At 37.9% G+C, this 15,022-nt stretch carries 13 protein-coding genes; 1 reads left to right on the top strand and 12 read right to left on the bottom strand.

The genetic code is table 11. The annotated features are described in order from the left end of the window. Positions 1–89 precede the first annotated feature (89 nt). The 6 genes from ACRZ9O_RS02635 to ACRZ9O_RS02610 all read right to left on the bottom strand — a co-directional run bounded on the left by ACRZ9O_RS02635 (position 90) and on the right by ACRZ9O_RS02610 (position 5,052). The gene (locus ACRZ9O_RS02635) at positions 90–1,463 is read right to left on the bottom strand and encodes a sensor histidine kinase (protein WP_459456087.1); all 1,374 of its coding nucleotides are present in this window, start codon (positions 1,461–1,463) and stop codon (positions 90–92) included. Between the two features lie 2 nt (positions 1,464–1,465). Beyond that, positions 1,466–2,143, bottom strand: coding sequence for a response regulator transcription factor (locus ACRZ9O_RS02630; protein ID WP_459457028.1), 678 nt, complete (start codon positions 2,141–2,143; stop codon positions 1,466–1,468). Continuing rightward, the gene (locus ACRZ9O_RS02625) at positions 2,143–2,610 is read right to left on the bottom strand and encodes a pyrophosphohydrolase domain-containing protein (protein ID WP_459456086.1); all 468 of its coding nucleotides are present in this window, start codon (positions 2,608–2,610) and stop codon (positions 2,143–2,145) included. Before ACRZ9O_RS02625 ends, ACRZ9O_RS02630 begins: the two co-directional genes overlap by 1 nt. 168 nt (positions 2,611–2,778) lie before the next feature. Continuing rightward, the gene (locus tag ACRZ9O_RS02620; RefSeq protein WP_459456084.1) at positions 2,779–3,261 is read right to left on the bottom strand and encodes a helix-turn-helix domain-containing protein; all 483 of its coding nucleotides are present in this window, start codon (positions 3,259–3,261) and stop codon (positions 2,779–2,781) included. A 79-nt stretch (positions 3,262–3,340) separates the two neighbouring features. Beyond that, on the bottom strand, positions 3,341–4,189 hold the full coding sequence (locus tag ACRZ9O_RS02615) for a CvfB family protein (protein WP_459456082.1): 849 nt from the start codon (positions 4,187–4,189) through the stop codon (positions 3,341–3,343). Between the two features lie 44 nt (positions 4,190–4,233). Beyond that, entirely contained in the window at positions 4,234–5,052 is an 819-nt protein-coding gene (locus ACRZ9O_RS02610) for a 2,3,4,5-tetrahydropyridine-2,6-dicarboxylate N-succinyltransferase (RefSeq protein WP_459456080.1), read from the bottom strand. 503 nt (positions 5,053–5,555) lie between these two features. Between ACRZ9O_RS02610 and gap the strand changes: the two genes are divergently transcribed. After that, positions 5,556–6,548, top strand: coding sequence for a type I glyceraldehyde-3-phosphate dehydrogenase (gene gap, locus ACRZ9O_RS02605; RefSeq protein WP_459456078.1), 993 nt, complete (start codon positions 5,556–5,558; stop codon positions 6,546–6,548). A 50-nt stretch (positions 6,549–6,598) separates the two neighbouring features. Here the strand turns inward: gap and trmB are convergent, their stop codons facing one another. The 6 genes from trmB to ACRZ9O_RS02575 are packed head-to-tail and all read right to left on the bottom strand — an operon-like array spanning position 6,599 to position 14,930. Continuing rightward, positions 6,599–7,258, bottom strand: a complete 660-nt coding sequence (trmB, locus tag ACRZ9O_RS02600) for a tRNA (guanosine(46)-N7)-methyltransferase TrmB (protein WP_459456076.1) — start codon at positions 7,256–7,258, stop codon at positions 6,599–6,601. Between the two features lie 11 nt (positions 7,259–7,269). Beyond that, complete coding sequence (locus tag ACRZ9O_RS02595) at positions 7,270–8,526, bottom strand: bifunctional folylpolyglutamate synthase/dihydrofolate synthase (RefSeq protein WP_459456074.1); 1,257 nt, start codon at positions 8,524–8,526, stop codon at positions 7,270–7,272. 7 nt (positions 8,527–8,533) lie between these two features. Next, on the bottom strand, positions 8,534–9,406 hold the full coding sequence (locus ACRZ9O_RS02590) for a hypothetical protein (protein WP_459456072.1): 873 nt from the start codon (positions 9,404–9,406) through the stop codon (positions 8,534–8,536). A gap of 3 nt (positions 9,407–9,409) precedes the next feature. Next, positions 9,410–10,393 carry an HU domain-containing protein gene (locus ACRZ9O_RS02585; RefSeq protein WP_459456070.1) on the bottom strand — a complete coding sequence of 328 codons (984 nt, stop codon included), beginning with the start codon at positions 10,391–10,393 and terminating at the stop codon, positions 9,410–9,412. Positions 10,394–10,395: 2 nt separating this feature from the next. After that, positions 10,396–12,060 carry a porin family protein gene (locus ACRZ9O_RS02580; protein ID WP_459456068.1) on the bottom strand — a complete coding sequence of 555 codons (1,665 nt, stop codon included), beginning with the start codon at positions 12,058–12,060 and terminating at the stop codon, positions 10,396–10,398. A gap of 5 nt (positions 12,061–12,065) precedes the next feature. Continuing rightward, a complete protein-coding gene (locus ACRZ9O_RS02575) occupies positions 12,066–14,930 on the bottom strand; it encodes a tetratricopeptide repeat protein (protein WP_459456066.1) in 2,865 nt (954 codons plus the stop codon). Positions 14,931–15,022: the final 92 nt, after the last annotated feature.

Here is a 15,022-nt window from a genome sequence, read left to right as displayed (position 1 = left end):
AATAGTTGACAGTCGGTAGTATAATTATATAGTTGACAGTGGGCAGTTGTCAGTTAGCAGTATAACTTTTATTTTCCACTGTACACTGTCTACTGTCCACTGACGTGAAACGTCACCGTAAACTCCGTAAACGAATCAGGCACTGAAACCACTGAGATTTGGCCATTGTGTAATTGAATTATCCGTTCTACTAATGATAATCCGATTCCGTAGCCTTTAGATGAAGCCGTATTTTCGCCTCTAAAGAACGGTTGGAAGATATAAGGTAAATCGTTTGCTGGGATGCCTTTTCCTTCGTTTTTGACGAAAATTTGGATGGAATTTCCCGCATTCTTGAAGCTGACCTGGGCAGATTTTGATGGACTGAACTTGCATGCATTTTCCATTAAATTCTTTAAAGCGGTTAAAATGAGTTTGTCATCCGCTTTGATCAAGAGCATTTCCTCGTCCTCCGGCATGTGTGAGGTATCGATGTTGACTTTGTAGGCAGCGTTTAATTTTTGGGTTAAACTTCTAGCTTCCCAAAGGATCTCGTCAATTCTCCACTCATTAAAGCCAGCCTGGCTATCTGATAGACTTAATTTGTTTAATTCCAATAAGGATTCCGTGATGGCAGCTAACTCTTGGGTATCTTCTAAAACGGAGCTTATCGTATTTTTGTAATCGGTTGACTCTCTTTCCTTTAATAAACTAACTTCTAATTGGGAGGATATTTTAGTTAATGGATTCTTTAGTTCGTGTGAAACATTTGCAATAAATGTTTTTTGCAATTTAAAAGCATTCTCGATGCGTTCTAACAGTCGGTTGACCGTAGACACCATCTTCCCTATTTCGTCCTCAAAATCAGGCGATTTTAGGCGTTCTTCGAGGCGTTTGGGTGATAATTTATCTACTTGTTGGATAACTTCTGAGATTGGATTGACAGCTTGACCGGCAAAAAACCAGCCTGATAGCACTACAATGAGGATAAATAAGAGAAATAAGGCGATAAGGATGTTCTTTAAATCTTTTGCATTTTCTGCTGAATACTGATCCACCGCCCCTGCAAAAACGACTAATCGGCCTTGTGGAGTGGCAAAAACAGTTCCTAAAACTTCGATATCTTCGCGTTGAAAGCGTATTTCTTGTTTTTGGCGGACTTGTTTTATGAGATCTACATCTATGTGCAGGTTAATGCTGTCATTTGAAGCGTAGATTCGTTCATTGCATAAATCGTATACCAAAATACTCTCCCGGTACAATAAATCGCGGTTGGTTTGACCGATGATCCCCATTAATTTAGAGTCCACCTGGTTTACATTGACCAATAATTGGGCGGTTGTATTTGCTTTTTGGCGTAAACGACTATAAAATTTGTCCTTGTAATTCTCTTGTGTGAAGATATAGATGACAAAATAAGATACGAATAAAATCGCAGACACGAGGTAGGTAAACTGGTAAGTCAGCCTGGATCTAATCTGCATGGTTATTCGTTTTTAAGAATATATCCTCTACCAAATTGGGTGTGAATCAACTTACTCGCAAAGCCTTTATCTACCTTTTTTCGTAAGTAATTAACATATACCTCGATCAAATTGGAGCTATTCTCATCTTCGACCTCCCAGATGTTTTCCGCAATTTGTGCTTTCGAAATCACCATTTCCTGGTTTCTAAGGAAGTATTCCAATAATTGAAACTCTTTGGAAGTTAAATTAATGGATTGCCCTGAGCGTGTCACCAATTTACTGATGAGATCCATCTCTAAATCAGCAAATTTCAGCACTTGTGCATCTAATTGTGCCTGAGATGAGCGTTTTAATAGGGCCTTAATACGTGCCAAAAACTCTTTAAAATCAAAGGGTTTCCCTAAATAATCATCCGCGCCAGCATCAAAACCGACCAGTTTGTCGTCCGTCGTACTCAATGCAGTTAACATTAGGATGGGTGTTTGAATCCCTTCCGCCCTTAATTGCTTACATAGTTCAATTCCATTAATGCCTGGAATGATGATATCAGATACAATTAGTGAATAGTTATTTCGCAAGGCTAATTGTTTCGCGATCGTTCCATCATAGGCCACTTCCACCTCATAGTTGTTCTCTTCTAATCCTTGTTTCAAAGATTGAACAGTCTTAGGTTCGTCTTCTATGAGGAGAATTTTGATCATTTTAAGATAGATTTCAGGTCTGCTGGAGAGTAATTTATTGACTTTAATACTTTGTTATCCGCTTTACGATATACTTTCCAAACTCCACTTTCCTCCTTGATTTCCGCTTCTGTACCGTCTTTATCTTGGTAGAATTTGACCGTGTACTCTGCTTCCTCTAATGATGCGCATGCTTTGGACATATTTGAACGCTGTACTTCATTAAATAATTCGACGAATTTTTCACCTAAACCGAATTCTAAAACGGCACCTGATAAGACATACTGAAGGTCACAAAGTGCATCAGCCACTTCTACTAGGTCATTTGCCGCAATAGCCTCTTTCAATTCATCTAATTCTTCTGCTAGAAGGCTAACACGTAGATTGCAACGTTCTGCAGCGGGAATGGTAGGTTGAGCAAGTATAGGGGCTCCAAAAGTTTGGTGGAATTGTGCCACCTGGTTCAATGAGTCTAGTTTTTCCATTTTTTGTATTCAATTTATTAAAATTAAACAATTAATGGGTCTCTAGCAATATCGTGTTTTGGTGTTAATTAGAGATTATGAAAATACAATTGTGCACAAATGTGGATAACTTGTGGATAACTCAAAAGCAAAATGTGGATAAGTATGATTTATGTTTACAATCCTTAATTAAAGGGGTTTGCTTTCCGAGAAAGTACCATCTGTATAAAAGATAAGAACACGCTCTATCTTCTTGGCTAAATGAGTCGTAGGTGCGGGAGCAGCGACTGGTTGGGTTGCCTTTGGGCTACTTTCTCTAGGTCGTCTGAGATTCGATTGTACGATCGTTTGTTCAGCTAAATTATTTTCAGGCGATTCTGGGGCGCTAGGTATGACAGCATCAAAAAGGGATGGAGTGGAAGCGATTGGAGAAGGAGCTGCTTTAGGAGCGGGTGCCGAAATAGATAAATTGCGTTTATCATCTAATAACTCTTCCGCGGGAATTTCAGGGAAGGCGATGAGAATCTTTTGTACGACATCTAAGCTAGGCTTATTTCTTCCTGAGAGAATGTGAGAAATACTACTGCGAGGAATTCCTAAGGTATCAGCAAACTGAGAGGCACTTAGTTTCTTTGATTGAATTAACAATTCTATTTTAGCGCTTAGATTCATTTTTGTAAACATTAATTAATGTGTTACAAATCTAAACAATCTTCACTTATTTACAAATACCAACTGCCGAAACATTTGTTTACCAAAGTGACACGCAATCAGAGTGCAAAGCAATCAGTTTACTTTTGTATAATCCTCCAATAGCTTTCTTGAAATCCTTTTTAGACATACCTAACTGATCGTAGATATCTTCAGCTGGGCTTTTATCGTGTAGATATAGGACGCCTTTATTATCTTTAATTGCTTGTAATACTTTCTCTACTTGTGCATCTAAACGTACGCGTCCAATTGGTTCCAAACGTAAATCAAGTCGTCCATCTTCTCGCAAGTTTTCAATGTATACAAATGTACTTTGGCCCAATATTACATTTGTAAATATTTCATTTTTGAATAACATTCCAATTTTACAATTGTCAACCAAACATTTAATACCTAAGTCAGTGTATTCAAATGGAACGGCTTCAATCTTTGTTCCTGGTGCAAAACGATTTTCTTCGTCGTCGATAAAGGCGGGTAAGAAGTTTTCGATTCTGGCTGATGCTACGATGCGATCAGTTTGTGCGTCGAGGTAAATATAAACGAGGTAGAATTTCCCTACCACCATTTTTTGGTATTGTTGACTAAAAGGAACAAAAAGGTCCTTTGCTAACCCCCATTCTAAGAATACGCCCAGAGGAGTAACAGATTTCACTTCCAAATAAGCGAACTGCTTGATAGTGGCGAAAGGCTTTAAAGTAGTGGCGATGATGCGGTCTTCTGAATCGCGGTAGATGAATACATCAATCGATGAATCTATTTCATACGTTTCTGGAACGTATTGCAAGGGTAATAGGATTTCATCTTCGTAACCATCTAAATAGAGGCCAAAAGGTACTTCTTTGATAATACGAAGGTGATTGTATTCACCGATTTTCAATTCATTTTCCATAAAAAAAGCTCGGCTGCGAACCGGGCATTCATTTTTGCTATTTACTAAACGACTACGTTATTCTCTCTTAATGCTTGATTAAGCGAAGTTTTTAAGTCGGTACTTTCTTTTCTTTTACCTATGATTAAGGCACAAGGTACGCCATACGTTCCGGCTGCAAAGGTCTTTTGGATACTACCTGGAATGACAACCGAGTTTTCTGGAACATAACCGATGTATTCCACTGGCTCAGGACCTGAAACATCGATAATTTTAGAAGAGCCTGTTATCGTAACTCCAGCACCTAAAACGGCTTTTTTACCAATGTGTGCACCTTCCACTACTATACAACGAGAACCAATAAAGGCACCATCTTCAATAATGACAGGAGAAGCTTGAGGTGGTTCTAATACGCCACCGATACCCACACCACCACTTAAGTGTACGTGTTTACCGATTTGGGCACAAGATCCTACCGTAGCCCACGTGTCTACCATCGTTCCTTCATCTACAAAAGCACCAATATTTACATAAGAGGGCATTAAGATGGTTCCTTTCGCTAAAAAAGCGCCATAACGGGCTACAGCAGGAGGAACTACACGAACACCTAACTCTTTATAATTCGATTTTAACTTCATTTTATCGTGGAATTCGAAGATGCCCACTTCTGAAACGGCCATTTGGCGAATAGGGAAATACATCACGATGGCTTTCTTTACCCATTCGTTCACTTGCCAGCTACCATCAGCCTTAGGTTCTGCGGTACGCAATTCCCCTTTATCTACTAAGTCTACGACTTTTTCAATCGCCTCGATGGTTTCAGCCTTCGAACGAAGCTCCGGGTTGTCCCAGGCAGCTACAATACTATTTTCTAATGAATTCATAAAAATGATATGCAATAAATGAAGATGCAAATTAATCAAAAAAGGCTTGGCTTCCCCTGATCAGTGGAAATAAAATCGATGCCTACTGGCGATGAGAGCGAAAAAACGCTAAAAAATCGAACTAAATTTAACTTCAACTTTAATAAGTCATCTAGCTGATTATCAATCAGTTACGTATCGACACGAAATATTATTTCGGTAAAATTTGCTAGAAAATTAGCTAAAAAGACAAGTGACATTCTGTCACTCCCCTACCCCATCGATCTGGAGCATTTATTTCTTATACAAATATGCAAAAAAAGTTTGAATAAAAAACGTATCCGAGCAAATTTTATGTAAAAGCCAATTAATTAGCATTTGTGCTAAATTAAAATATCCTGATTTACTTTTGTAAAATAGGCCTTGTAAACGTTTAATAACGATTATTTTATATTGCCACTCTTGGAATAATACATTTTAAATGCTATATTTGGACTTTGTATGAAATCAAATTAATTTATTCAATGAAAAAAATTAAAGTTGCTATTAATGGTTTTGGTCGTATCGGTCGACTTACTTTCCGTCGTTTATTGGAAAAAGAAAATGTGGAAATCGTTGCTATTAACGATTTAACTGACAATGCTACTTTGGTACACTTACTAAAGTATGATTCAGTTCATGGTCGTTTTAATGGAACTGTTACTTCTGATGCTGACAGCATTACTGTTAATGGTAACGTGATTAAGGCTTTTGCAGAACGTGATCCTAAGCAATTACCTTGGGGTGCTTTAGGAATCGATGTTGTTTTAGAATCTACTGGTCGTTTCATCGATCAAGAAGGTGCTGGTCAACACTTAGTGGCTGGTGCTCGTAAAGTAATCATCTCCGCTCCTGCTAAAGGTGATATTCCTACAGTCGTTTTAGGTGTTAATGATGATACATTAACAGATGATATGACGATTATCTCAAATGCATCTTGTACAACTAACTGTTTAGCTCCAATGGCTAAGGTGTTAGACGATGCTTTTGGAATCGAAAAAGGATTTATGACTACGGTTCATGCTTATACAGCGGACCAAAACTTACAAGATGCACCTCACTCCGATTTACGTCGTTCTCGTGCTGCTGCTTATTCTATCATACCTACATCTACAGGTGCTGCTAAAGCGGTAGGTTTAGTTTTACCTCACTTGAAAGGTAAATTAGATGGTAACGCGATGCGTGTTCCTACTCCAGATGGATCTGTTACAGATTTCACGGTAGTATTGAAGAAAGACGCTACAGTTGCGGAAATCAACGCTGCTTTAAAAGCGGCTGCTGATGGCCCGATGAAAGGTATCCTAGAATACACAACTGACGAAATCGTTTCTATCGATATCATCGGAAACCAACACTCTTGTATCTTAGATTCTAAGTTAACAACAGCGATGGGTAACTTAGTGAAAGTAGTTGGTTGGTATGATAACGAATTTGGTTATTCATCTCGTGCAGCAGATTTGATCGCTCGCGTAGGTTAATCAACCAATTTGAGATAAATGAAAAAGCCTCTCCATCTGAGAGGCTTTTTTTATTTCGCATTTATAGCTCTGAGGTAATTGATGTTAAATCCTTTTTCGTAGAACATCTCCTCGAAACGTGTTTTGATTCCATAATGATCGTCCATCCATTCAGAAGTGTAGAGATCATTCGTTTTGACTGTAATGTCCCATCCATTTTCAGTTAGCGAACCCTCCGAAAATTCGAAGAAAGGTAAAGAATCGGTTTTTAAATGAAGGATGCCTCCAGGCTTCAAGATTTTCTTGTAACGAGCAAGAAAGGTATGAAAAGTGAGGCGTCGTTTCTCATCACGATCCCGAAGACGAGGGTCCGGAAAAGTAATCCAAATTTCATCGATCTCATTTTCTGCAAACTGTTCGTCTATCTCTTGCATGTGGATGCGAAGAAACGCGGTGTTTGTTAATTCAAGTTCTCTCGCAGCTCTCCCTCCTTGCGCTAAACGATCTCCTTTGACATCTACTCCGATGAAATTCATCTCGGGAAATAGTTTACCTAAGCCATTGGTGTATTCTCCTCGGCCACAGCCCAGTTCTAAAACTAATGAGCTGTCGTTTTTAAAGTAATCCGATTTCCATTTACCAGCCAATGTTCCGAAAATAGGTTTCGGACTTTGGATGACATTGTCTAAAGCGATGGCTAGATTGTATTTGGCTGTTTTTCTTCTGCTCAAGGGTACGCGAATTAAAAGGTAATTTCTCCTACTAGATAGGTGGATCCACAGATGAGAATCCCATCTGAAGGTTTTGAATTTAATTTTGCCAGGGCAATGGCCTCGTTCACAGAAGGAACGACTTTACCATTCAGTCCTTTGGTTGCTGCTAATTTTTGAAGTTCTAAAGCGGAGATCGCTCTCGGGTTGTTTGCTTGGCAAAAATAGAAGCTGGCCTCTGTTGGAAACAAGGATAAGACCGAATCGATGTCTTTGTCCGCGACCATTCCCAGAATAATGGTCAGATGATCGAAACCCTCTTTATTTATTTGTTGCATAATTTCTGTTATGCCACTTTTGTTATGCCCGGTGTCAGCGATGATTTTAGGGCTTTCACCTAATATCTCCCATCTGCCTTGTAAACCGGTATTCACTCGGGTTTGCTCAATTCCTTTCCTGATTTTTGCCCCTTCTAGAGGAATGATGGATTGAATCTGTTCGCACCATGCCAACACTCCACGTATGTTTTTTTGCTGGTAATGTCCTTTGTATGTGCTATTGATATTCATTTCACCCCAAGATGGGCTTGTGAAAGTGAAGTCTGAAGCTTTAACTACATCTGAAGCAAATTGAAGGGAGGCATTTGCTGATGAAGCTTTGGCAATGAAAACATCAGACGTTTCTGGCTGTTTTTCACTTATGGTTACCGGAGTATGCGTTTTAATGATGCCAGCCTTTTCTGACGCAATTTTTTCCAACGTATCCCCCAATAAATCCTGGTGGTCGAAGCTAATGTTCGTGATTAAACATCCGAGTGGAGCTATGATATTTGTAGAATCCAATCGGCCGCCTAAACCCGTTTCAATGATGGCATAATCAACTTGCTGTTCCTTGAAATAAGTAAAGGCCATAATGACGGTCCATTCAAAAAAAGACGGACGCACTTTTTCGATTAGGTGCAGATGATTAGAAACAAAATCAGCCACCCATTCTTCAGGGGCCTCAATCCCATTAATTTTTATTCGTTCAGTAAAGGAATGTAGATGTGGTGAGGTATATAAGCCCACCTTGTAATCGTGTTCCTGAAGAATAGAGGCCATAAAATGCGAGGAACTCCCCTTTCCATTCGTGCCTGCAATGTGCAAAGACTTAAAATAGCGTTCCGGGTTTCCCATCAGCTCGCAAAGTGCTTCAATATTACCTAAGCCCGGTTTATAGGCTTTAGCCCCTTCGCGGTGAAATACCGGCAATTGTGCATACAAAAAGGAAATGGACTCGGAATAATTCATCGGATGCCTATCTTTCTCCTACGCGGAAGGTGATAGACCCGGTGGCTTCTTTCGGGCTTGCGCCTGAAGACGTTTTAATGAATTTAGATTTTTCGATGGCTCTTTTGTATTTCTGTGCCAAAGAATTAGAAAATGAATTCTCCGCAATCACTAATTTGATGATATTTCCGTCTTCATCGATTTTGATGGTAAATCGAATCATACCCGTTTCACCTGTATCATCTTTGACGTTAGGACGATTAGCGATTCTCCAGCCAGAAATATTCACGGAAGAGGAACCAGAACCCTCTCCGCTACCGCCGCTTCCTGAGTAATTCGTTGAATTGTTGATTTTGCCGTTGGGGCTACCTTTATCTCCAATTTTTCCAGCGTCTGGTCCATTGGAATTTCCTCCTGGATTTGGATTTGTTCCTCGAGTTCCGTTGCTAGTTGTTTTTTTCTTGAACAATGCACCCTCATCGATTTTTTCTTCTGGTTCAGGAGTGGGTTTTGTGGAAACGGTGGTGGTCTTTTTCGTATTCTCTGAAATGCTGACAGGACTTTTAACTACAGAGGAGATGACGGTCTCTTTAGAACTTGGGTTAGGTTTCGCTTTCGTTACGGAAGCAACTTCTGTTTCTTTTTCAGCAGGCTGTGATTCATCGTTATTAGGCAAATCACTCGCTTGATTATATGACTGCACATTTCCACCACCTTCATCATCTGTTCCATAATTCACTTCGAATCCTGGTTCAGGTAATTCTAGTTTCATTTCTTCTGCTGACCAAATCTTTGCATACCAAAATAACAAAAACAATAAACCCTGAATCACAATCGTGATTGCCAAGGCTTTCCTTTGGTTTTTACGTTCTAATTGCTTTTGTTCGATGCTTTGGTTCATATCTTATAGCGCCTTATACACCCAAATGTCTACTTTCTTGGAAGCTTTTAATTCACTTGCTTTAGCATAACCCGCATCCATTGAATGTTCTGTACCTAAACTAATGCGGTAAAATTTCGTCTGTTCGTTCTTTAAGATAATCTCTGCTTGATCAAAACCACGCGATTTGAACTCTTTAAGCCCTTTTTCTGCTTGAGATAAGGTTTGAAAACTTGCAGCTATTAAGTAAATAACATTTTGATCCGCCTCTGCTGATATTTCTGCAGGCGCATCAATGGTATTTTTCTGAACCGTATCCATCTGAATTGGCGCAGCTGGAGCTACTATAGCTTTAACTGAAACAGTTTCTTTTTTCTCGATTTTAATCGGATTTAAGGAACTTTGCGCCTGATTACTAGCGGGCTCCGTTAGGAAAAAAGCACCTAAACCAGCTAATAGGAACGCAATTAAAGCATATACATAGACTGATCGACTTAATTTTACAGGTTCGTATTCTTCTGATATAGTAGTAGGCAGATCTTCTGCAATTGGAATTACTTCAAGAGTTGGTTTAACTACTTTAGGTTGATGAGTATAACCTAAGCTAACAGGAAAAAGACCAAATACAGTTAAATCAGCATTGAAATCTGGATTGGGAGTAAAGGATAAGCGATTTTCTGTATTTAAAGTAAAAGCACCTATTTCCCCAATAGTTAAATATCCTTGTGATATGATTTGTGATTTTAATTCTTTTGAGATGGCAGCTATTTCATAGGAGGCCTCTTTTTGCGAGATAGACTGTTTTTTAGCCCATTCCGTCGTTAAGAAACGATCATCCGTTTTTAGTTTCTCGTTGAAAGCGACGCATTTTCTTTTGGGATAAATCTTACCTTCTTTTGCATTAAACTGATAATCTTGTGCATTTACGACAAAACCTCCGAATTGTGGTATAATAACACATTCGTGATCGTAAAGTAAATGCTCTAGAAAGGTATAAAATTCAGTCATTCTTAAAATGAATATGCGAGAGTTGCTGTAAAGTTAAAACCTTGTGTTGGATAAAATAAATATCGTTGGTAATTTTTTCCAAGTAGGTTATTACCAGATAACGTAGCTGTGAATTTATCTGTTATTTGGTATTCTCCTTTCAAGTTGAGATCCAGTATGTTATCCAAGGCTATCGCCTTTTTTGTTGTTGGATTGAATCCATAAAGCCCGCCTAAATAATATAGTTGGGGTAAAATTGAAATCTTAGGGTGTACTTTAATTGTATTCATCCAAGTGATTTGCATGTTAGGACGGTGGTAAGCATATAAAAAGCTGCCAAGGTTTCCATAATTAGTATAATCAACTTGAAGGTCAGACTGGATTTTATCCGTGACAGTCATCTTTACATTGGCTTGTAAAGAAAGAACAGAAACGGCAGTATTAACACTCGAATATTGGATTTCATATTGTGAAAGATCTTCCAATGAAGAAGTGAAAAAAGCCATGTTAGCATATTCACCGTAGCTTGCTTTTAGTTCATAATGCACATTGCGTTCATTCGTACCAATTAGACCTCCTGATACCATCCATTTTTGTTGGGTATTTTGTAAACTAATTGTTTGAGATAGCCAAGGATTTAGTAGTAAACTGCTGTTGTATGAATTAAACTGTGTGTCTCCTTCGAATCCAGCGAATAAACGAATGAAGTCATTCGCTCTGTATTTTAGTTGTATACTTGGGTAGATTCTTAATTCCTCATCATTAATCGCATTAATTCCAGCTTGCAAATTTAAGCGCGGCAATAGGTCGTAGGAAATGCTGGGTTTCAAACGGAAAAAATGACGATTTATCGAGGTATTGCTTGTGAAGTTTGATAAGACGGCATCTCCATTAATACGTAGCATTAGTCCTTCCGAAATGTCATAATTCGCTTTTAAGTAAGAAGATGACATCCATTCTTTAGGAGCTAAATTCCCTGATAAAGAAGAGAATTCGGTTCCAGCTTGGTAGGAGAATCTCTTACCCTCTGTCTGGCTGTAAATATCTCCATTGAACTTTATTTGATTATAATTGATAGCAAATGCATCCTCTGGAGTATTAATTGGAAAAACTTCTCTCCCATAAAAATTAGTTGCCGTTCTGCGGTAATCAATCGAACCTTTTAATAAAGCTTTAGACCAAAGTGATTGACTGTAAATTTTCACTTCATTTTCTGAACGACTTGAAAAGGCATTATCAGTGGGTCCATTCGAATTTGCATCGTGATTAATGTACAATCCTCTAAATTCCTTTTCTGTTGGATTATACCCAAAGTGCCCATTTAACAAGGTATGGCCATAATTACCTGCACCTACTTTAATTGAATTTTTAGCCTTTGATCCAAAAGGGGATTTCAACTCCTCTCCTGCTCTTGGTCCAATTATTGACGTCTGAAAAGTGGGCAATTGAATGGAGGTGGGCTTAGTCAAGTCAAAGCTAAAATCGACTTTTTTATCTTTACTATAATCAGGAATTTCATTTAGTGCTTCAAAAGAACGGCTCATGGTGGGTTGTACTTCTATTTTGCGCACTTTTTCAGAGACAAATTCTTCATTTTGAATAGTTCCCTCCTTTTTCTGTTGACCATAACTTAGTATGGAAATCAGGCTAAGGGGTAAAACTAGAATGATTTTAGATGTAAATCTCATATACATTATTTTTGTAAAAAGTTTTTCATTAGGACCTTGGCCGCTTCAACACTTTCTTTGTCCTCTGAATTATCGATAATAGATTTTAAGGTAGCTTTTGCTTGAGCAACATTTTTCAATTCAATGAAGTTTTTTGCTAAATGTAAATAGGCTTGTCCTAAAGTAGCATCAGAAACTTCTGCGAATTCATTTCTGAATTTATCTAAAATCATTTCGTTTGAGCTGGCGAAATTTCCTTTTAAGTTATTTAAATGAATGATGTCTAAATAGAGAATTGCTGCTTCCTCTAATCCTTCAGTGGAATTCACTGCCAACGAATGGTAATCATTGTAGGCGATTAAAGCAGAATCTATTTCATTTAATTTGATAAAGGACTGCAGTATTCTCTTATTAGTGCGATTGATAACGGTAGAATCTACTCCTTTGTCTTTTAATAATCGGTAATGTACAATAGCTTCCTGGTAAGCAGCTGAATCAAATTCAATATCAGCCACTTTAGCAATCACCGAATTTAAAGAAGGGTGAACATTTTGTTCAATGACCTTTTTGTAGAATTCGTAGGCTACCGCTTTATTATTCGAACGATTGGCCGCATCAGCGATTAAATAGGTTACCTCTGAAACGCGTTCATCTGCTGGAAAATGCGCGATAAAGGCCTTTAATGGTTCGATTGCTTTATTATATTTTTCACCTAAATAAATACCTTTTGCTGCTTGGTACTCTAATTCCGTCTTCTCTTCTTCGTTTAGGCTGCTATTTTGATACAGGCTTAAATAGGAACTCATTTCTTCAGGACGTCCTACTTCATTTAATTCTTCTTGTAGACCAGCAACGGCATCTTTAGCAAAAGCCTCTTTTGAGAATTTCTCGATTACCTCTTTGTAATCTGTTATTGCTTTCTCAGGTTGCTTTGAGTTAGAGTACGATTGTGCTCGTTTTAAGATTGATTCAGCGTAATAAGGACTAGTAGGCTGATTGGTTATCAAATCTGTAAATCCAGCGATTGCATCTGCATATTTACCCGTACGGAAAGAAATCAAGTATTCTTGAAAACTAGCATCATCCCCCAATTTCGTATTAGGGAATAATTTTTTCAACGACTGAAATGTTGTTTTTGCTTCTGCATCACGCTCTAAATAGACTAGCGTAATCCCTTTTTGATACATCGCATAATCCTTTTCCGTTTTTGCATTTTCAATTGCCTGGTTGTAATAGGTTAATGCTTCTGTATAATTCTTAGCTACTAAATAGGTGTCAGCTAAACGAAGAACGGCATTTGCATTTGCCTTTCCGGTTGGATTTGCTTTTAATTGATCTACATAATTCTTGAAAAAGGTATTCGCATTTGTGAAATCCTTTACAGAGAAATAGGCATAGGCGATTCCAATACGGTTTCTTTGTAGAAAGTCTGCTGAATTTTTATTTGAAACCAAGGGTTTGTAGACCTGAATCGCGGCTTCAAAATCTTTCATTTGAGAAAGACATTCAGCCTTTCCATAGGAAGACTCATCTGTTATCTTTTGGTTAGCTGCTTGAATGATCGCTTTATCGAAGTAGGTAATAGCTTCTTTATATTGTTCTTTATTGTAGGCCTTTATTCCGAGGTTATAGGTTAGCGTTTGGTAAGCCACTTTCATCTCTTCAGAAATAGGGATACCTGACAGCATGAGCTGAGTGGCAGGTTCTAGGCTTGGTAATTTTAAAAAAGCATCAGCTGCAAAACCTTGATAAGATGCCGCGAATGTGCTATTCGGATAAGATTTAGCAAATTGCTCAATGGCTTCTAGTCCATTAATCCATAACCCTAAATCGATAGAAATGCTGATTGATTTGAATTGAGCTTCTTCTTTTTGTTCCAAATCAAAGTCTAGCTCACCCGCTTGGTTAAATGAACTAGCTGCATCTGATTTTTTACCAATTTTTAATTGAGCTAATCCTTGTAAATAATAGGCTTTTTGGCCTAATGAATCCTTTTTTAATAAACCTACGATGGATGCCATTGCTTCCTCGTATTTATCTAATGAATAAAGTGAAAAAGCCATCTTATAGGTAGCCGTTTCATTCTTAGTGTTTTTCAAATAGGTTTCATAGCTTTTAGCGGCTTTGGCAAACAAGGCTTTCTTAAATTGAATTTCCGCTACTGTAAGAGCAATATCTGGGTGAGAATTAGCAATTGGTTCGGCGTACTTTAATAACTCGTCCCATTGTTTAGTTTGTTGATAACTCGAAATAATCCAAAAAGGTAAATCTTTACGGTATTTAGAGTTTCCATTGGATTTTTTAAAATCAGTAATGGCATCTAGGTATCTTTTTTGCTGGTAATTAATTACACCCGCATAATAAGCAGCAGAAAAGGCATATTCCTCATCTGGATCCGATTTTACTTCATTGAAAATGGCTAAGGAATTAACATAATCCTTCGTCTCAAAATAGGCAACACCGAGTTTGAACCTTGCTTCCACATTTCCTAAAGAGGAATTCTCGAGATAACGAATGGCTTTTGCATAATTACCTAGGTCATAATAATACATACCCATTTTTCTGAAAAGCAAATTACTTTGTGCGCTATTCGGGTGATTAAGGTTAAAATGATAACCTAATACCTCTATTTCAGGTTGATTTAAATAAAGTGAGCACAATACTTGGTAATATTCTGCTAAAATCACCTCGTTAGTGTTTGCTTTTGATTGTCTGCTTAAAAAATTCGCAAATTCTTCACGGGCTGCCACATAGTTTTGCGCATCAAAATATTCTTTTCCTTGACTAAAATGAATTTGATTATTTTCAAAGGCCAGTGATTGCTGAGAAAATGACGAAAAATATAGGGATAAAAATAGGACGAGGCAGTAAAAGGATGATCTAAATACCATAGGTTTATTGTCAATATACAAGACTAAACAATAATACGATTTTTATGTCAAATAATTGTTTTGAGATTTAGAATTATTTGGAAAAAAATAGC

The sequence above is a fragment of the Aquirufa sp. HETE-40SA genome (genome assembly GCF_054558635.1).
Note: the sequence above shows the minus strand (reverse complement) of the source record. Positions and strands in the feature narration are given on the sequence as shown.

Excerpts from the sequence above, each read along its gene's own strand:
- ACRZ9O_RS02635 (WP_459456087.1), bottom strand. The coding sequence starts at position 1,463 with ATGCAGATTAGATCCAGGCTGACTTACCAGTTTACCTACCTCGTGTCT.
- ACRZ9O_RS02625 (WP_459456086.1), bottom strand. The coding sequence starts at position 2,610 with ATGGAAAAACTAGACTCATTGAACCAGGTGGCACAATTCCACCAAACT.
- ACRZ9O_RS02620 (WP_459456084.1), bottom strand. The coding sequence starts at position 3,261 with ATGAATCTAAGCGCTAAAATAGAATTGTTAATTCAATCAAAGAAACTA.
- ACRZ9O_RS02615 (WP_459456082.1), bottom strand. The coding sequence starts at position 4,189 with ATGGAAAATGAATTGAAAATCGGTGAATACAATCACCTTCGTATTATC.
- ACRZ9O_RS02610 (WP_459456080.1), bottom strand. The coding sequence starts at position 5,052 with ATGAATTCATTAGAAAATAGTATTGTAGCTGCCTGGGACAACCCGGAG.
- gap (WP_459456078.1), top strand. The coding sequence starts at position 5,556 with ATGAAAAAAATTAAAGTTGCTATTAATGGTTTTGGTCGTATCGGTCGA.
- ACRZ9O_RS02595 (WP_459456074.1), bottom strand. The coding sequence starts at position 8,526 with ATGAATTATTCCGAGTCCATTTCCTTTTTGTATGCACAATTGCCGGTA.
- ACRZ9O_RS02590 (WP_459456072.1), bottom strand. The coding sequence starts at position 9,406 with ATGAACCAAAGCATCGAACAAAAGCAATTAGAACGTAAAAACCAAAGG.
- ACRZ9O_RS02585 (WP_459456070.1), bottom strand. The coding sequence starts at position 10,393 with ATGACTGAATTTTATACCTTTCTAGAGCATTTACTTTACGATCACGAA.
- ACRZ9O_RS02580 (WP_459456068.1), bottom strand. The coding sequence starts at position 12,060 with ATGAGATTTACATCTAAAATCATTCTAGTTTTACCCCTTAGCCTGATT.
- ACRZ9O_RS02575 (WP_459456066.1), bottom strand. The coding sequence starts at position 14,930 with ATGGTATTTAGATCATCCTTTTACTGCCTCGTCCTATTTTTATCCCTA.